The following is an 18,172-nucleotide window of genomic DNA, read 5'->3' on the forward strand; positions in this document are numbered from 1 at the left end:
GTAGGATGCTAGCGACGATTTACTCGTCGCTGGCCTCAATTACCTGCTTGCCACGGTAAAAACCGTCGGGCGACACGTGGTGACGACGATGCACTTCACCAGTGGTGGTGTCAGTGGACAAAGCTGCAGTGCTCAGTGCGTCGTGTGAGCGGCGCATACCGCGCTTTGAGCGGGTCTTTCGGTTTTTCTGTACAGCCATGATTATGCTCCTGACCTGATAAACGTGTGTTCGTGAAATTTGCGCCGGCTTTCCGGGAAAACGACGCCTGATTAATGTTTCTTTGTCTTGAGGTCCGCCAGCACGCTGAACGGATTGTCTTCAGACTTTTTTTCCGGTTCTTCGCCGGATCTGTCCGGCTCAAATGCTTCCAGTTCTTCCCTGGCGGGACATTCGTCGCGCTCATGAAGCGGGAACGGAGGCAGAACCAGCAGCAGCTCGTCTTCGGTCATGGACCACAGATTCGCGCTAAAATCGTCAGTCAGAAACGGTTCAAGTTCCCTGGGCAACTGCTGCGCCTGTTCGTCACTGGTTACCAACCCCAGCGTAAAACTGGATACCAGCGTTTTCTGCATGGGGCCCATGCAACGCTGACACTCCAGGGTTACCGGCGCTTCCAGTTCGCCCTCGACCATGCGCCTGCGCTCACTGTCCATGGAAAATGACAGTTTCACGCGGCAAACTGCGCCATCCTCAAATCCGTACACGGAATCACCAAACCGAGACAATGCCTTCAGAGGAATCTCTCCCTCCAACACAATGTTTTGCTCTGCCAAACGATAAGGATCGACAGTTTTGGGCAGCTCGGTGCTTGAGGCATTTGACATAGGCGCGCAATTTTAGGGGCCCGGCACGCTGCTGTCAAAGACTTCATGCGCTTTTAGCCAAGGGGTAGACAGGAGATAGGTGTATTCTACGATGATAGCATGTTATCCGGGGCCAGACCGGGCCAAATGCCAGAACCATCAGGGAAACCAATGACTCCGCAACCAATCCTGCTCGCCTCCTCGTCACCCTACCGGCGCGAACTGCTGAAACGACTGGGCCTGCCCTTCGAGACCGCATCGCCGGATATCGACGAGACCCCCTCCGCGCAGGAATCTGCACAGGAGCTGGCCACCCGGCTTGCCACCAGCAAGGCCCGGGAGCTGGCACCAGCCTGGCCCGGGCACTGGATCATCGGCTCGGACCAGGTAGCCTGCCTGCAGGATGGAACCCTGCTCAACAAGCCCGGAAATCATGACCGCGCAGTACAGCAACTCAGCCGAAGCAGTGGTCAGCGGGTCTCTTTCATGACCGGCCTGGTACTGATGGACTCAGACACCGGGAAGACCCAGACCCACTGCGAACTTTTTCATGCTCACTTCCGGCAACTGACTCTGGACGAAATCGAAAATTACCTGTGCACGGAAAAGCCCTACGAATGCGCCGGCAGCTTTAAAATGGAAGGACTGGGCATCACCCTCTTCTCCCAGCTTGAGGGCCGGGATCCCAACAGCCTGGTGGGGCTGCCACTGATCACACTCACCGACATGCTACGGAACTGGGGACTGAACCCGTTACTTCAGCCCCCGGGCGCATCAACGCAGCTCCAACCTTGACTCAGTGACATAACGGGCGATTCCGCTGCCTATCGAGACGCCGAACTGATCGACAATATCCTGGAATGGCGATTTCCGGCGGCTGTAGTCCACAAGATCTTCCTGGCCGATCACCTGCCTGGCCACATGGGACGAGCTGCCAAGGCCGTCAATCAGGCCCAGTTCCAACGCCTGCTCACCACTCCAGACAAGCCCCGAGAACAGGCGCTCATCATCGGCCAGGCGGTCACCACGGCCTTCGCGAACGCTTTCTATGAACTGGCCGTGGGTGGTTTCCAGCACGCTCTCCCAGAACTGCACCTCTTCCTCTTCCTCAGGCGAGAACGGATCAAGGAATGCCTTGTTCTCGCCGGCGGTATAGAGCCGGCGATCAACCCCGATCTTTTCCATTACGTCGGTAAACCCGAAGCCACCGGCGACCACACCGATAGAGCCGACCAGACTGGCCTTGTCGGCATAGATTTCATCCGCCGCTGCCGCAATATAATAGGCCCCGGATGCACCGATATCAGAAATAACGGCATACAGCTTTTTATCCGGGTATTCGTCCCGCAGTCGGACAATTTCATCGTAGATGTAACCCGACTGCACCGGGCTGCCACCCGGGCTGTTGATCCTCATGATGACACCCACAGAGTCTTCTGCCTCAAACGCCTTGCGCAGGGCCCCGACGATGTTGTCGGCACTGGCCAGTTCGTCTGCCGCAATAGTGCCGTTCACTTCCACCAGTGCGGTATGTTCGCCTTTGGTGGCAGAATCAAGGGAATCCCCGAAGGGAAACTGGATCATGAACAACAGCGCAAACAGGTATCCGAAAGTTAACAGCTTGAAAAAAATACCCCAGCGCCGGCTCTTCCTCTGCTCCGACTGAAGCGACATCACCAGTTTTTCGATCAGCTTCCAGTCGCGGGCTGATTCAGGCGGTATGGCGGGTGACCTGCGACTGCCCGACGACCTGCCTGCCGTGCTCTCAGGCTCACTTCCCCAGCCCGGGCTTTTATCCGATTCCCAATCGCTCATTACTGCATCCTGTTGAAGTTAAGGTTCACAGACCAAGCACGTCGCGCAGATCCTTCACGGAATCGACGATAGCGTGCGGTGCATAATGCCCCAGCACATCCCGCTTGTGCACACCCCACTCCACGCCGATGGAAGGCATACCTATGCGCTGCGCCATTTCGAGATCGTAGCGGGTATCACCGATCATCACTGCCTGGGACGGATCGATGCCATAAAATCGAATGATTTCGCCAAGCATGGCCGGGTCTGGCTTGGAACGGGTTTCATCTGCACAACGGGTGATATCAAAATGCGCCCCCAAACCGCTTGAAACCAGTGCGCCTTCAAGGCCACGACGACTCTTGCCGGTTGCAACCGAGCACCCGCGCCCTCCGCCCCGCAGGTCGGCCAGCACATCAGCCATTCCCTCAAAGACATTCTGCGGCGTGGTCACCTTGGCAAAGAAATACCGGGCATAACCCTCGCGGATGGTGTTCATTTCCTCACGGCTGATCCCCGGGTACAGTTTATCCAGCGCTTCAATCATCCCCAGCCCGATGATGTCGCGGTAGGCCTCGCGCTCCAATTCCGGGTAGCCCAGTTCGGTGGCCGCCTGATGAAGGCTGTCTGCGATATGTTCGACAGAATCCACCAGAGTTCCGTCCCAATCAAAAATAACGACTTTTACGTCCATTCATACTGCCCTGCTGTGGTCATACTGCATGCGTTCTGCAGCACCCCCGGTTATTCGGATGCCTTACGACGTGCCGCCAATCTGGCTATGGTATTGCCAAAAGCCTCGTCATAGGGCGCTTCAAGATGAACGGCTTCACCCGTTACTGGCAGTGTAAAGTCCAGTGCCCGGGCATGCAGCATCAGGCGCTGGCCACCAGCGGAGCGGAAAGCGCGAAGGCTTACATCATCCATATACTTGTCATCCCCGGCAATCGGATGACCGGCCCAGGCGCTGTGAACCCGGATCTGGTGGGTCCGCCCCGTCACCGGCGACGCCTCCACCAGACTGTAGCCATTGTAGGATTCCAGACACCGGAACAGGGTGAGTGACTCCTTGCCGGCACTGTCTACCCGCACGCGACGTTCGCCAGATACCAGTTCAAACCGCAACAGCGGTTCGCTGACCCGCCTGACCGACTGCGGCCAGTCTCCGGCCACCAGAGCATGGTACCTCTTACGGATGCGCTTGTGGCGTAGTTCATCCTGAAGGTACCGCAACGCCGAGCGCTTCTTGGCGATCATCACCAGCCCCGAGGTGTCCCGATCCAGACGATGCACCAACTCCAGGAATTTTGCCCCCGGCCTTGCCGCCCGCAGCACTTCAATCAGGCCAAAATCGAGACCACTGCCGCCATGGACGGCGATGCCGGACGGCTTGTTGACGACCAGCATCTCGTCGTTTTCGAACATCACCGCATCCTGCATCACACCCTGAACACGGGAACCCGGCACCACCTGCTCTGGCTTTTCTTTCCGGGTGACCGGTGGAATGCGCACTTCGTCACCGGCATTGAGGCGGGTATCCGGCTTGACCCGACCCTTGTTCACCCGCACTTCACCCTTGCGAATGATGCGATAGATAATGCTGCGAGGCACATCGCGGATCTGCGACATCAGGTAGTTGTCCACCCGCTGCCCGGCATTATCCTCATCCACCACCACTTTCCGGACGCCCTGCTTTACCTCTGAACTCCGGGCGCCGGGCCCCGGACCGCTGCGCGCCGCCCCGGCCGGCCCGGGGGTGGAGTGGGAGCGCTTCTGCCTGGGAGATCTGGACATGGTTACCTTACCGCTGAAAAGCCTGCGGGATTGAAGGGACGGGCGAATACTGTTATATTCCTGCGTGCTTTACCGTTTGTCTACGGCCTGACCAGTATGTCAGAAGCCGGAGCGGCTGAAGTATACCGACACTATTTGAGAGTTTGAACGCCGAAAGCCCAATCATTACCGGGCACGGCGACCGAATCCTCCCGGGTTGAAACGGAAGAAGCCGAGAAAGGCAACCGACCGGACACCGGGAGAACAAGAAACCGTACGGAAAACCGTCGGGCGACATCGCGAAGAATCTTTACCAGCACGCAGGGCCGGGCCGTCCAGCATACGAATACGACGTGAGACCCAGGCACCCGCGTGAACCTGAAAACGGATAACATGCGTCAACAGACATTAACCCTACACGACACCTCCCTGCCTTCGGGCAGTCGAACTGTCGGCGGTGGCCTCGGAACCCCGGGAAGACTTCCCGCAGGGATCTGATTAGTCTGGCCGCCGGCTTGCTCCCGAAATACGGGACCCGCGGCACGCAAGTTCTGCTTCGCTGATGCCATTCCCCGGGTTTTCTGTCCAAACCAAACGACAGGAACCACTTCTTTCCATGAAAAGAATGCTGATCAATGCAACTCACCCTGAAGAGTTGCGCGTAGCCCTGGTTGACGGCCAGCGTCTGTTCGATCTGGATATCGAGTCCAGCTCCCGCGAGCAGAAAAAAGCCAACATCTATAAAGGCCGCATTACCCGCGTAGAACCCAGCCTGGAAGCCGCATTCGTGGATTTCGGCGCCGACCGACACGGATTCCTTCCCTTAAAGGAAATTTCCAAGGAGTACTTCAAGAAGTCTCCCGGCCAGATCGAAGGCAAGATCAACATCAAGGATGTTGTCTCTGAGGGTCAGGAAGTCATCATCCAGGTCGACAAGGAAGAGCGTGGCAACAAGGGCGCAGCCCTGACCACGTTTATCTCCCTGGCCGGCCGTTATCTGGTGCTGATGCCCAACAACCCCCGTGCCGGCGGCATCTCCCGCCGCATCGAAGGCGATGAGCGTGCGCAGCTGAAAGATGCCATGAACGATGTCCAGGTTCCCAAGTCCATGGGCATCATCGTTCGTACTGCCGGCATAGGCCGTACCACGGAAGAACTCCAGTGGGATCTCGACTATCTTGTCCAGTTCTGGGAAGCCATCACCCAGGCCGCCGGCGAACGCAAGGCGCCCTTCCTGATCCATCAGGAAAGCAACGTCATTATCCGCGCGGTGCGTGACTATCTTCGCCAGGACATTGGCGAGGTCCTGATCGACGCCAGCACGGTGTACGAGGACGTGCTGAATTTTGTTCGTGCAGTGATGCCGTCGTTCGAAAACAAGATCAAGCTGTACAAGGACGAAATTCCCCTGTTCAGCCGCTACCAAATTGAAGGCCAGATCGAAACCGCCTTCCAGCGGGAAGTGAAGCTGCCGTCCGGCGGCTCGATTGTCATCGACCCGACCGAAGCACTGGTGTCCATCGACATCAACTCCTCACGCGCCACCAAAGGCCATGACATTGAGGAAACAGCTTTCCAGACCAACCTGGAAGCAGCCGAAGAGATTGCCCGGCAGCTACGCCTGCGTGACATGGGCGGGCTGATTGTTATCGACTTCATCGACATGACACCCGCCAAGCACCAGCGGGAAGTTGAACAGAAGATGCGCGAAGCGCTGGAAATCGACCGCGCCCGGGTTCAGGTGGGCAAGATCTCCCGCTTTGGCCTGCTGGAAATGTCGCGCCAGCGCCTGCGTCCGTCACTGGGCGAAACCCGCAGTGAAGTCTGTCCTCGCTGTGAAGGCCAGGGCACCATTCGCGGCATCGAATCCCTGGCACTGAGCATCATGCGCCTGATCTTCGAAGAGTCTTCCAAGGAGAAGACCGGCCAGGTCCGTGCCGTTGTACCTGTTGCAGTAGCCACCTTCCTGCTGAACGAGAAACGCAAGCAGCTGGCTGATATCGAAGCCCGCCAGGAAGTGGAGGTTGTCGTGGTACCGGCACCGCACATGGAAACGCCGCACTTTGAAATCCTTCGCATGCGGGACGATGAAGCCGGTGTCGAGCAGGTATCCAGCTACCAGGTAGCCCAGGAATACAGCGAGCGTGAGGAAGAGATTTTCGAGGCGCCGGCAGCCCAGCCGCCGGCTCGTGAACAGGCCGCAGTAAAAGCCATCCGCCCTGTTGCCCCGGCACCGACGAAGCCGGCCCCGGAGAAAGCAGAGGAAACAACGCCGACAGAACAGACCGAGGGCCTGTTCAGTAAACTCGGCCGCAAGATTGCTGATTTCTTCAGTGGCGAAGAGGTTATCGGTGAGCCTCCGATCAAACGCGAACAACCCAATCGCGCAGACCGTGACGAACGCCGTACCCAGGACCGCCAGGACCGTCGCAAATCCAGGGTAGCCCGTGACGACAATCGGCCGAGCAACCGCAGTGGCGGCGATCGTCGCCAGGGCGGCGGCAATCGCAACGAAAGCGGTCGCAGCGATGACAATCGTGGTCGTAATCGTGGCGCTAACCGCAACCGCGGTGAAGACCAGGCCAAAGGCGCCCAGTCCCAACAGGGCGCGGCCGACAAATCAACGGATAGCCGCAGAGACAACAACCGCAAAGATGGACAGCCTCAGGGCCGTGGCCAGGGTAGAAACAAGCCCCAGGCTCGCGACCAGAAAGAGCCCCGTGAGCAGAAAGAACCACAGGAGCAACAGGACAGCACCGTCCCGAAAGCGCCGGCTGCCGACAAGCCCGGCTCCGATGAAAAGCGCCGCAAGCCCAGGCGCAACCGTAATCGTGACGGTTCACCCGCGGAAACACCGGCCTCCACTCCGGCAGATCGAAAGACTGCCCGTAGCGAGAAGCATCAGAAAGATACCCAGCCGGAAGAGCCGGTGGAAAAGCAGCCCACGGCTCAACCCGCAGGTAAACCGGACGTAGCGGCGGCCAACGCAGCTGAAGACAAGGCCGTCGAAAAACCGGTGGAAAAATCGACAGAGACTCAGGGTGAAAAACCAGCTGAAACTGCAGTGGCTCCGGAGAAACACCCGGAGCAGTCGCGGACAGAAACCCCGGACGCAGTGAAAGCTGATCAGACGGAAACCCCTGTTGAGCCACCGGCGCCAGAAGCGAAGACCACTGAGACCGAAGACACCAGGAACGGAGAGAAGCCAAAGCGCCCTGCCCGGTCGCGTCGCTCCTCCGCCAGGAAACCAGCGGCAAAGAAGGCGGAAGCCACTCCTGACGCAGCCCCCGGGGAAGCGGCCCAGCCAGCACCTGAAAAGCCGGCTGAAGAGCCAGCTCAGGCGCCAGCCACCGCGAAATTGGAGCCCGAAGTCCCGGCAAAACCCGAGCAGCAGGCTGAAGCAGCATCTGAAACGGCTACCGAAAGCAAGCCTGAAAAAACGGCTGAAGCTGCACCCACTGCACCGGAACCGGAGAAAAGCGAACAGCCGAAAGATCCGGCAGAACCTGCTCCAACACCGAAAACCGAGCCAAAGGAAGATGCCGGCAAACCTGACGTCAAGCCCGAAGCCACAGAGAAGCCTGCTGCCGAGCCCGATGCGGAAAAACCTGTGCAGGAAGACAAGCCCATTGAAAAGGCTGAAGAGCCAGCTGCGGAGCCAGAGAAACCAAAAAATCAGGTGGATGTCCCGGTAACCCCGGGCAGAGCCTACAATGATCCGAGGGAAGTCCGTAAACGTCAGCGGGCAGCCGAAGAGGCCAAAAAGGCCGGGAGTAACTGACGAATGCTATCAGATTCGGACATCGAAGCGCTGGAAGACATCCTGTTCGCAGAACCCTGGGGCGACGAAGCCCTGGATTTCTTCGGTCTGCACGGGGTTGTCTGCGCCAGCGTGGTAGGCCCGGCATCACTGAGCACTGAAGATATCTTCAGGCTTGCTACGGGCGCCGAGCAGGCGCCTGCAGGCGGAATCCCGGATACGTTCCGCAACGCAGTGGAGCAGCTCGGCAGGGATATGGCCCACTCTCTGGACATGGGCCAGCCGCTGGAATTGCCGGAACCCGAAGATGGCGACCCGATGAATGCGCTGGAAAACTGGTGCGCAGGCTTTGTGGATACCTTCCTCGAAAACGAAGATGCCTGGCTGGAAGCAGGAGAAGAAGAGACCGCAGACCTGCTGGTGCCCATGCTGACTTTGTCCGGCCTTTTCGAGGACGAGGATTTCCAGAATGTCCGCAACAGCCCCAAGCTGTCACGGGACATGGCGGACGCCATTCCAGACTCGCTGACGGATCTGTACCTGCTGTTTCACGCCCCGGACTAGACCGCTGGGTGAATACCCACCGGTTGTCTGAAATGATGCCAGACAGGCTCAAGCCCGTCTGGCATTTTCATTATAGACCCCAGTTCACACCAGGGCGCTCCGGGAAAGTGGAAATCGCTGCCCTGTGAAGCCAACAGGTTTTCACGGCGGCACAGCTCGGCCAGGAAGCCCAGATCACCGCTTGACTGGCCCGAAGTGGACACCTCTATCGCCCGCCCGCCGGCCTGGCGAAAATCGCCGGTGAGTGCCCGCAGTTTTGTCGCAGTCAGCTTGTACTTCCTCGGGTGTGCCAGTACCGCGATCCCGCCGGCACGGGTAACCCACTGCACTACTTCCTCAAGAGAAGGCCAGAAACCTTTCACATCACCTGCCTTGCCCGAACCCAGGTAACGCTTGAACGCCTGCGCAGAGTCCTTTACCGCGCCTTCCTCAACCAGTACCCTGGCGAAATGGGGCCGGCCAGGCACATCACCGCCGGCCTTACCTGTGGCCTTCTCCACCAAGTGGTCAATCCGAAGCTTGCTCAACTTTTCGGCGATCGTACGAGCGCGGCGCCAACGGTTATCATTCTGACGCTCAAGGGCGGCATTCAGGTCTTTGTCGGCGACATCAAAATCCAGGCCGACAATATGAATGGTATGGCTTCTCCAGAGACAGGAAAGCTCGGTACCGGCGACCAGGGAAATACCTGTTGCCTGCGCCGCTGTGCCGGCCTCTTTCAGGCCCGCAATGGTATCGTGGTCTGTGAGTGCGAGGTGGGTCACCCCCCTCTCTCCGGCCCTGCGAACCAGGTCTTCCGGTGACAGGGCGCCATCTGAGGCAGTGCTGTGGCAGTGCAGATCAATGCAGAACCCGGCTTCTTGAGTTATAGTCACATCGTTTCCGATTTCAGAGTGTTTACCGTAGGGACAGTGTATCAGCCAGGCAATGTCCCTTGTCAGAAAATATCCGGAGAATGCCATGTATTACGCCGTAATCAGCGAAGACGTTGAAGACAGCCTGTCGTCAAGAGCCTCGGCACGTCCCGCTCACCTTGCAAGACTCAACGCACTTAAAGATGAAGGCCGCTTGCTGGTTGCCGGCCCCCACCCGGCTCTGGATACCCCGGAGCCCGGCGACGCAGGGTTTACCGGCAGCCTTGTCATTGCCGAGTTTGACTCTCTGGAATCTGCCCGGGCATGGGCTGATGGCGATCCCTATGTGGAAGCCGGTGTTTACAAACAGGTCACCGTCAAACCGTTCAAGGCCGTTCTGCCATGACCTCGTACCGTGCAAATACAATGCGCTCCATGAGTTTTTTGTAATGAACGCCAGCTTGTATGCCCGGGTATCTGTGACAAAATTGCGCCTCAAATCGCTGTATCAGGGAACAAAACCAGTGACGCCTTTACGCCTGTTTATCTGTTTTATTGTGTTGATGGTTGCAGCGGCCTCGACCCATGCAAAAACTGTCTATGTCGACGATACGCTTTACGCTCCTATCCGGAGTGGAGAGGGAACACAGTACCGGATCCTTCACTCCGGAGTTCGCAGCGGCACCACCCTTGAACTCCTGGAAACGTCCGATTCCGGGTACAGCAGAGTGCGAACACCCGATGGCATAGAAGGCTGGATGGTAACCCGCTATATCACCGAGACTCCCATTGCCAGGCAGCGCCTGGAACAGGCCGATCGTCAGCTTGAGCAGGCGCGCAACGAGCTGGGCGAGATCAAGACTCAGCTCGAAGAAGTGACCAGTGAACGTGACGAGCTCAAAAGGTCCGAGGAAACGCTTCAGTCCCGGGCCGGAAGGCTCAGTGAAGAGCTCAAGGATATCAAGGAAGTAGCTTCGGATTCCATCAATCTTGATCGTCGGAACGGTGAACTTCGCGAGGAGAACCAGAAACTACGCAACGAACTTGAAGTGCTCACCGCTGAGAAAGAACGACTTGAAGCAAAGAAGGAGTCAGACTTCATGCTGCTGGGCGCTGCTCTGGTATTGCTTGGCATCATTCTCGCCCTGGTCATTCCGCTCCTTAAGCCAACACGGAAAACCGACAACTGGGCATAGGAAGACCCGGCACGCTCAGGCGAATACTTTGACGCTAACTTACACAGCCATTATAAAGAGTTAAATAACAACCGTGAGGTGTCGGGATGTCGGAATTCATGAAGGACTACTCAGAGAAACGCGACTTCCATCGCATGAAGATGAATTCGGAAATCGAGCTCACGGATGGCAACGGTGTCTCTTTTCCGGGTATCTGCAAGAACCTGAGCGGCACAGGGATGCAACTGTTCGTGGAAAAAGCATTCTCTGAGGGAGACAGGATTCATACCCTGCTGCCATCAACCAGCGAGCAGTTTCCTCCGTTCGAGACAGAGTGCCGCGTGCTGCGGTGCGAGCCTGAGGGGGACGGATTTCTTCTGGGGATGGAGATAGTCAAGGTCAAGCGCTGACCTGCCCGATTGGGCGGCTGAACCCCGGAAGCTGCACTCCCACAGCTACCGGGGCCGGCGCAGTCTCAATCAGTGTTGAGAGGCTTCTCGGATACCACAATGCCGTTGTTGTCGGCATAGATACAGTGGCCTGGATGGAAGGTCACACCACCGAATGTCACTGGCACATTCAGATCTCCTACACCACGCTTTTCAGTCTTGCGCGGATGCGAGCCCAGGGCCTGGACACCCAGCGACGTCTTGCCGATCACGTCCACATCGCGGATGCAGCCGTAAATGATCAGCCCGGCCCATCCATTATCCGCCGCTTTCTCCGCAAGCATATCGCCCAGCAGCGCGGCGCGCTTTGAGCCACCACCGTCAACAACCATCACCCGGCCTTTACCGGGAAGAGCCACCTGCTCTTTGACGATGGAGTTATCTTCAAAGCACTTGACCGTGACAATCTCGCCACCGAATGCATCCACGGCACCAAAGTTGCGGAAGCCCGGTTCTACCACAAGGACCTCGGGGTAATCGTCACACAGATCAGGGGTTACGATCGGCACGCTTGCGCTCTCCTTTTGTCGAAATGGTCAGTCGATTTTCTCATCGGCGAGGAAGAACCAGGTATCCAGGACCGAATCCGGGTTCAGGGAAACGGTGTCGATACCCTGATCCATCAGCCACTTTGCCAGATCCGGATGGTCAGAAGGCCCCTGCCCGCAGATACCGATGTATTTGTTGGCCTTCTTGCAGGCCTGGATGGCGCTGGCCAGCAATGCCTTGACGGCATCGTTCCGCTCATCAAAGAGGTGCGCGATAATACCGGAGTCCCTGTCCAGCCCGAGGGTCAGCTGGGTCAGGTCATTGGAGCCGATGGAAAAGCCGTCGAAATGCTCCAGGAACTGGTCTGCCAGCAGGGCATTGGCAGGCAGCTCACACATCATGATGACTCGCAGCCCATTGTCACCACGTTTGAGGCCATTTTCTGCCAGCAGGTTAACCACCTGTTCCGCCTCACCCACGGTGCGAACGAATGGCACCATGACTTCCACGTTGGTGAGCCCCATGTCATTGCGAACCTTTTTGAGGGCACGACACTCAAGCTCGAAACAGTCGCGGAAGGTTTCCGAGATGTACCGGGACGCGCCACGGAAGCCCAGCATCGGGTTTTCCTCGTCAGGCTCGTACAAGGTGCCACCAATAAGGTTGGCGTATTCATTGGACTTGAAATCCGACAGGCGAACAATCACTTTCTTGGGGGCAAACGCCGCCGCCAGAGTGGAAATTCCCTCAACCAGCTTGTCAACGTAGAAATCCACTGGAGAGCTGTAGCCGGAAATCCGCTTCTCCACAGTCTGTCGAATATCCCGCGGCAGGCCGTCGAAGTTCAGCAGTGCCTTGGGATGCACACCGATCATACGATTGATAATGAACTCCAGGCGCGCCAGGCCGACGCCTTCGTTAGGCAGTGACTGGAAGTCGAAGGCCCGGTCCGGATTGCCGACGTTCATCATGATCTTGAAAGGGATATTGGGCATGGAGTCGACGGTGTTCTCTTTCAGCTCAAAATCCAGGCTGCCTTCATAGATCATGCCGGTATCGCCCTCGGCGCAGGAAACCGTCACTTCCTGACCGTCCTTCAGCACTTCGGTGGCATCACCACAACCGACCACGGCCGGTATACCCAGTTCCCTGGCAATGATCGCAGCATGGCATGTTCGCCCTCCGCGATCGGTAACGATGGCCGAAGCCCGCTTCATGACCGGTTCCCAGTCGGGGTCGGTCATGTCAGTGACCAGCACGTCACCCGCTTGCACCCGGTCCATTTCCTTGATGCTGGTGATGATCTTGACGGGCCCGCTGCCAATTTTGTGGCCAATACTGCGGCCTTCCACCAGAACCGTGCCGGTTTCATTGAGCAGGTAACGCTCCATCACATTAGCGGAGGCGCGGCTCTTGACGGTCTCCGGACGGGCCTGAACGATGTAGATAAGGCCATCGTCGCCGTCTTTTGCCCATTCGATATCCATCGGACGCTGGTAATGCTTTTCGATGATCATCGCCTGCTTGGCCAGTTCCTCCACTTCCACATCGGTAATACAGAAGCGGTTGCGATCATCCTGCTCCACCTTGACGGTTTCCACGAACTGCTCGGAGGAAGGGTCTGTATGGTGGACCATCTTGATGGCCTTGCTGCCCAGATTCCGACGCAGAACCGCCGGCCGACCGGCGTCGAGAGTGGGCTTGTGAACGTAGAATTCATCCGGGTTAACTGCGCCCTGCACGACTGTTTCACCCAGGCCGTAGGAGCCTGTGATGAACACCACGTCCCGGAAACCCGATTCGGTGTCCAGGGTAAACATCACGCCACTGGCCGCCGTTTCGCTACGGACCATCTTTTGGATGCCCGCCGAGAGAGCTACCTGCTTGTGGTCAAAACCGTGGTGAACGCGATAGGAAATGGCGCGGTCGTTAAACAGCGAGGCGAACACTTCCTTGACTGATGTACGAATCTGTTCCAGCCCGACCACGTTGAGAAAGGTCTCCTGCTGGCCGGCAAAAGAGGCATCCGGCAGGTCCTCGGCGGTTGCAGAAGAACGCACCGCTACCGCCATCCTGTCGTTACCGCCACGCAGGGTCGCGTATGCCTCTTCCAGGGGTTTTTCCAGCGCCTCGGGGAATGGTGTGTCGAGGATCCACTGGCGGATCTGTGATCCGACCCGTGCCAGTTCGTTTACGTCGTTGATGTCCAGTGCATCGAGAGCATTGTCAATCTTCTCGCGCAGGCCATCTTTGGCAAGGAATTCCCGGTAGGCATGCGCCGTGGTGGCAAAGCCGCCGGGCACGGTAACACCTGCATTGGCGAGATTACTGATCATTTCACCGAGGGAGGCGTTCTTTCCCCCGACCCGGTCAACGTCTGACATTCCCAGCTGATCAAACCAGATAATGTAATCTTCCAAAGCGTGTCTCCCTTGATTCGTTGAAGCGAAGAGCGAAACCGGAGCGGTGGAGGTAGCCCTCAAATGGCCCTGACCCTGCAATTTCTGCATTCTCCACTGCGGGCTCTCGAACTTGGCGTGTATGATACTGTAACCTGTGGGAATTACCTAGGGAACCCGCCAAATACGGAGCCGGATCAAACACCATGAAACGAACCGCTTTCTTTATTTCCGATGGCACTGGCCTGACCGCCGAGGCCCTTGGGCACAGTCTGCTGGCGCAATTCGAGAAAATCGAATTCGAGCGCATAACGGTGCCATATATTGATGACGCTGACAAAGCGCGGGACATGGTCAAACGCATCAACAAGGCAGCGGAAGTGGACGGTGCACGGCCGCTGGTCTTTGACACCATCGTGAACGGCGACATCCGGGATCTCATTGCCGGCGGCGATGGATTCATGGTGGATATCTTCGGCACCTTCCTGAGCCCGCTGGAACAGGAGTTGCGGTCCTCATCGTCCTACACCGTCGGTAAATCCCACGCCATTAACAATGAGGGCAGCTACGAGCGCCGGATCAAGGCCGTCAACTTTGCTCTGGACAACGACGACGGGGCACGTACACGTCACTACGACGAAGCCGACCTGATTCTGGTGGGCGCCTCCCGTAGCGGAAAAACCCCGACCTGCCTGTATCTGGCTCTTCAGTACGGGGTCAAGGCGGCCAACTACCCCATTACCGAAGAAGACCTGGAAGACCAGAAAATGCCCGCGGCTCTGCGGGGCTACAAGGAAAAGATCTTCGGGCTGACCATCGAACCGGAGCGGCTGGCGACCATTCGCAACGAGCGCCGTCCCAATTCCCGATACTCGTCACTTAAGCAGTGCATGCACGAGATCGAAGAGATTGAACTGATGTATCGCCGGGAACGCATCCCATACCTCAACACCACGGCCTACTCAGTGGAGGAAATTTCCACGCGAATCATGGTCAGCACAGGGCTCAAGCGGAACCGCTAGCCCAGGCATGAAAAGGGCCGGCCTACCGTCTCAGGTAGCCGGCCCTCTCTTTTCGGGGTTCATTTTCCGGGGTTGCTCAGAGCTCCTGGATATCCAGCCCCAACGCTTCCACAGCCTCCCTGTTTTCAAGGCTGGTCACGACAGCCACACTGGCGTTTTCCGGCTTCAGCCACTCCCGTGCCACACGCTTCATGTCCTCCAGTGTCACCGCCAGCACCCGCTCCCGAAAGCGGGCGCGCTGTTCCGGTGACCGACCAAACAGGCGATTGTGGAAGGCATGGCGAGCCGCGCCGGCGGGAGAACGCGGACGGTCAAGCTGGCCAATCACCCCCAGAATGGACTCCTCCAGTTCCTGGGGATCGTGCTCTTCTTCCTGCAACCACTCCAGGGCTCTGTCAAAATCTCCCAGGGTTTCAGCCAGACGCGGATCACGATAGGAAAAGAAACGGAAGGTGCCATTGACACTGTCCTGCCCGGCACCACCACCGTAGGCCCCGCCTTTCTCGCGAATGGCCCTGTGCAGGTAACCGTTGCGCAGGAATCCGCCCAGCACGGTCAGCGGAGCCGCATCCGGATGATCCACGGCAACGGTGCTGTAGGCCTTGGCGCAGAAATTTACCTGGGTAGAGGTCAGCCAGGCTTCACGGGTCTGGTAGCTGACTGGCTCCACCTTCCAGGCCTCGCCGGCCTCGGCGCTGGTATTGCCCCAGACGGATTTCAGCTCGGTCAGCATGGGATCAAGCTGTTCTTCCTCGCCAATCAGCAGGAATTCACGAGCGGGCTGCCGGATACGCTCATGCAATGCCGCAAGTCGTTCACACAGGGTATCAAGCTCTGCCGGGTTATCGAGGGACCGGTCCAGGGCTTTGACCCCACGAATCGCCTCCAGGCCTCCAAGACGGAATGACAGCCAGGCTCCGGGGCTGATGCCCTGGGCCGCCGCACCCATTGCCAGCGCATGACCACTGCCGGTTACGCCCTGCTCTCTGCGGGCGCGGATCTGGGCAACCAGTTCACGAACTCGCTCTTTTTCATCAAAACGGGCGCCGTCAAACACATCTTTGAGCAGACGGGTCAGCGATTCACGGTTTCGGGCCAGTGCCTTGCCGTTAAACACGATGTAGCCGGACAGATCCTGCACATCATCGATCCGCCCTTTGGCGGAGAAGGAAGCGCTGATGCCCCCGGACTCAGCGGAAATGCGGTCCTGCATCTGCAGATAATTCAGCTCGCCACAGCCCACTTCCGGAATCAGGGTGGTGTAAAACGGCAACAGAAACAGCTCGTCCCGGGACAGATTCGGAACCGGCACAATCACCTGCTCATAAACCAGGCCATTGGTGCCCCGGGCATAGATGGTTGCGGCCATGTCGCCGGCAAACCGGGCTTCTGGCTCCGGCAGTTGCAGCGGCACGTCAGAAAGGTCCACCTTGGGCAGAATGGAATCGTCATCCTTGCGGGTCTGCCGTTCTTCAAGCGCCTGGGCCCGGTCAATAATCTGGCGAACCTCTTCATCCGTCAAAGACGCCTTGCGCCGGGCCAGGGCATCACGGATTGCGGCCTGACGACGGCTTTCCAGCTTGTCGTCAGGGCGCAGTGTCAAAGTCACCCGGTGCGGATTTTCCAGCAGCTTGCTGCGGATAAGGCCGGGCACATACTGCGGGTCCTGAATCTTTTCACGCATGTCCGCCAGCACCGGCTCCAGGTCCAGGAGCTCGACCGGGTCTCCACCGTGAACCATGGGGGAAATAGCGGTCATGATCAGTTGCAGGCCGTATGGAAAGCTATCACCGGCAATCTCACGCTGATGCAGCTCCAGCTGGTGCAGAATGGCTTCCAGGCGGTCCTGGCTGACACCCTCTTCCACCACTTTTGCCAGCGTCTGCTCAATCAGCTGTTCCAGATCGCCCTGCTTGTCAGGCTCACTGCCCTCAATGCCGCACACGAATGTCATTTCACGGTTGGAGTCCTCGAGGCCGCACATGGGTGAAGGCGAATGCCCCAGGTCCGTGGTTTCCAGCGCCCGCATCAACGGTGAGGCACTGTTTTCCAGAAGTACACTGGCAAGCAGCTGGCCTTCCAGGTTTTCCTGCAGATCAAAGCTGTGGCCCAGCAGCCAGCCCACAACAATATGAGTCTTGTGGCCGGTTTCTTCGCCCTCACTGACCGCGTAACTCTGGTCAACCCGCACCGGTGAAAACATCCGCTTCTCGTCGCGCACAGGTAGTTCTACGTCCAGACGATCAAACCGCTTTAGGGCCAGTTCCTCGAAGCGTTCATGGTGTTCATGGGCCGGAATGTCGCCGTAGGTGGCGAAAATTGCGTTGCTGGGATGATAGTGGTGACGATAGAAACCCAGCAGATCGTCGTAGCTCAGGTCCACAATGTGGTCTGGCTCTCCGCCACTGTTGTAATGGTAAGTGGTAGTGGGAAACAGGTGGCTGGACAGGTGCTGCCACAGCTGGGATGTTGGCGCGCTCATGGCGCCTTTCATCTCATTATATACCACGCCGCGGTAAACCAGATCCGTGGACGGATCATCTGGTGTATCGAATTCAAGGCGGTGGCCTTCCTGGGCGAAATCCAGCGGATCCAGCGAGGAGAAGAACACGGAATCCAGGTACACCGTCAGCAGATTGTCAAAATCCTTGCGGTTCATGCTGGCGAACGGGTACGCCGTCCAGTCGCTGCTGGTAAACGCATTCATGAAGGTGTTCAGCGAACGGTGAATCATCATGAAAAACGGGTCCCTAACCGGGAAACGCTCGCTGCCACAGAGTGCCGTATGCTCCAGAATATGGGCCACCCCGGTGGAATCCATAGGGAAGGTCCGCAGAGCCACAAAAAACACATTCTCGTCATTGTCTGCCGCCAAATGCAGGTGGCGGGCACCGGTTTTACGGTGACGGTACTCCTCAACCGTAACATTCAGTGTGCTGATCCGGTGACTGCGAAGCTGCTCGAAAGCCGGATGGACTGTGTTCTCGATCACTGCCGCCATTAAACTATCCTGTCTTTAACCAAATGGGGATTGTAGGGTAACACGTACTTTCTATTATCATGCACTAACCCGAAGCCACAAGGCAGTA

16 protein-coding genes are annotated in these 18,172 nt (G+C 57.8%); 7 read left to right on the top strand and 9 right to left on the bottom strand.

What is annotated here, in order from left to right; genetic code table 11:
- Positions 1 to 19: 19 nt before the first annotated feature.
- Together rpmF and ACESMB_RS05405 are read right to left on the bottom strand one after the other, a co-directional pair.
- A complete protein-coding gene (rpmF, locus tag ACESMB_RS05400) occupies positions 20 to 199 on the bottom strand; it encodes a 50S ribosomal protein L32 (RefSeq protein WP_041333767.1) in 180 nt (59 codons plus the stop codon).
- A 71-nt stretch (positions 200 to 270) separates the two neighbouring features.
- Positions 271 to 825, bottom strand: a complete 555-nt coding sequence (locus ACESMB_RS05405) for a YceD family protein (protein WP_372926903.1) — start codon at positions 823 to 825, stop codon at positions 271 to 273.
- Between the two features lie 150 nt (positions 826 to 975).
- Between ACESMB_RS05405 and ACESMB_RS05410 the strand changes: the two genes are divergently transcribed.
- Positions 976 to 1,599 carry a Maf family protein gene (locus ACESMB_RS05410; RefSeq protein ID WP_372971066.1) on the top strand — a complete coding sequence of 208 codons (624 nt, stop codon included), beginning with the start codon at positions 976 to 978 and terminating at the stop codon, positions 1,597 to 1,599.
- Here the strand turns inward: ACESMB_RS05410 and ACESMB_RS05415 are convergent.
- Genes ACESMB_RS05415 through rluC form a run of 3 tightly spaced genes read right to left on the bottom strand, consistent with a single transcriptional unit; the run spans position 1,579 to position 4,392 of the window.
- Complete coding sequence (locus ACESMB_RS05415; protein WP_372971067.1) at positions 1,579 to 2,619, bottom strand: S49 family peptidase; 1,041 nt, start codon at positions 2,617 to 2,619, stop codon at positions 1,579 to 1,581. The genes ACESMB_RS05410 and ACESMB_RS05415 overlap by 21 nt on opposite strands.
- 25 nt (positions 2,620 to 2,644) lie before the next feature.
- Positions 2,645 to 3,292 carry an HAD family hydrolase gene (locus ACESMB_RS05420; RefSeq protein ID WP_372926906.1) on the bottom strand — a complete coding sequence of 216 codons (648 nt, stop codon included), beginning with the start codon at positions 3,290 to 3,292 and terminating at the stop codon, positions 2,645 to 2,647.
- A 50-nt stretch (positions 3,293 to 3,342) separates the two neighbouring features.
- Positions 3,343 to 4,392, bottom strand: a complete 1,050-nt coding sequence (gene rluC / locus ACESMB_RS05425; RefSeq protein ID WP_372926907.1) for a 23S rRNA pseudouridine(955/2504/2580) synthase RluC — start codon at positions 4,390 to 4,392, stop codon at positions 3,343 to 3,345.
- A 595-nt stretch (positions 4,393 to 4,987) separates the two neighbouring features.
- Here rluC and rne point away from each other — a divergent pair.
- The gene (gene rne / locus ACESMB_RS05430; protein ID WP_372971068.1) at positions 4,988 to 8,152 is read left to right on the top strand and encodes a ribonuclease E; all 3,165 of its coding nucleotides are present in this window, start codon (positions 4,988 to 4,990) and stop codon (positions 8,150 to 8,152) included.
- A gap of 3 nt (positions 8,153 to 8,155) precedes the next feature.
- Complete coding sequence (locus tag ACESMB_RS05435; protein ID WP_372926909.1) at positions 8,156 to 8,695, top strand: YecA family protein; 540 nt, start codon at positions 8,156 to 8,158, stop codon at positions 8,693 to 8,695.
- Here ACESMB_RS05435 and ACESMB_RS05440 read toward each other — a convergent pair.
- Positions 8,692 to 9,570: a PHP domain-containing protein gene (locus ACESMB_RS05440; protein ID WP_372971069.1), complete on the bottom strand. Its 879-nt coding sequence runs from the start codon at positions 9,568 to 9,570 to the stop codon at positions 8,692 to 8,694. The genes ACESMB_RS05435 and ACESMB_RS05440 overlap by 4 nt on opposite strands.
- Positions 9,571 to 9,655: 85 nt before the next feature.
- On the opposite strand from ACESMB_RS05440, the gene ACESMB_RS05445 reads away from it, so the two are divergent.
- The 3 genes from ACESMB_RS05445 to ACESMB_RS05455 all read left to right on the top strand — a co-directional run bounded on the left by ACESMB_RS05445 (position 9,656) and on the right by ACESMB_RS05455 (position 11,134).
- A complete protein-coding gene (locus ACESMB_RS05445; protein WP_372971070.1) occupies positions 9,656 to 9,955 on the top strand; it encodes a YciI family protein in 300 nt (99 codons plus the stop codon).
- Positions 9,956 to 10,073: 118 nt separating this feature from the next.
- Positions 10,074 to 10,745 (top strand): TIGR04211 family SH3 domain-containing protein, encoded by a 672-nt coding sequence (locus ACESMB_RS05450; RefSeq protein WP_372927307.1) that lies wholly within the window; start codon positions 10,074 to 10,076, stop codon positions 10,743 to 10,745.
- 98 nt (positions 10,746 to 10,843) lie between these two features.
- The gene (locus ACESMB_RS05455; RefSeq protein ID WP_372971071.1) at positions 10,844 to 11,134 is read left to right on the top strand and encodes a PilZ domain-containing protein; all 291 of its coding nucleotides are present in this window, start codon (positions 10,844 to 10,846) and stop codon (positions 11,132 to 11,134) included.
- A 65-nt stretch (positions 11,135 to 11,199) separates the two neighbouring features.
- Here ACESMB_RS05455 and rraA read toward each other — a convergent pair whose 3' ends face one another.
- Together rraA and ppsA are read right to left on the bottom strand one after the other, a co-directional pair.
- The gene (gene rraA / locus ACESMB_RS05460; RefSeq protein WP_372971072.1) at positions 11,200 to 11,682 is read right to left on the bottom strand and encodes a ribonuclease E activity regulator RraA; all 483 of its coding nucleotides are present in this window, start codon (positions 11,680 to 11,682) and stop codon (positions 11,200 to 11,202) included.
- A gap of 27 nt (positions 11,683 to 11,709) precedes the next feature.
- The gene (gene ppsA, locus ACESMB_RS05465) at positions 11,710 to 14,082 is read right to left on the bottom strand and encodes a phosphoenolpyruvate synthase (RefSeq protein WP_372927304.1); all 2,373 of its coding nucleotides are present in this window, start codon (positions 14,080 to 14,082) and stop codon (positions 11,710 to 11,712) included.
- Positions 14,083 to 14,267: 185 nt separating this feature from the next.
- On the opposite strand from ppsA, the gene ACESMB_RS05470 reads away from it, so the two are divergent.
- Positions 14,268 to 15,083: a pyruvate, water dikinase regulatory protein gene (locus ACESMB_RS05470; protein WP_372927303.1), complete on the top strand. Its 816-nt coding sequence runs from the start codon at positions 14,268 to 14,270 to the stop codon at positions 15,081 to 15,083.
- Positions 15,084 to 15,159: 76 nt separating this feature from the next.
- Here the strand turns inward: ACESMB_RS05470 and ACESMB_RS05475 are convergent, their stop codons facing one another.
- Positions 15,160 to 18,084, bottom strand: a complete 2,925-nt coding sequence (locus tag ACESMB_RS05475; protein WP_372927302.1) for an insulinase family protein — start codon at positions 18,082 to 18,084, stop codon at positions 15,160 to 15,162.
- Between the last annotated feature and the right edge of the window lie 88 nt (positions 18,085 to 18,172).

It is taken from the genome of Marinobacter sp. (genome assembly GCF_041686475.1).
Taxonomy (GTDB): Bacteria; Pseudomonadota; Gammaproteobacteria; order Pseudomonadales; family Oleiphilaceae; genus Marinobacter.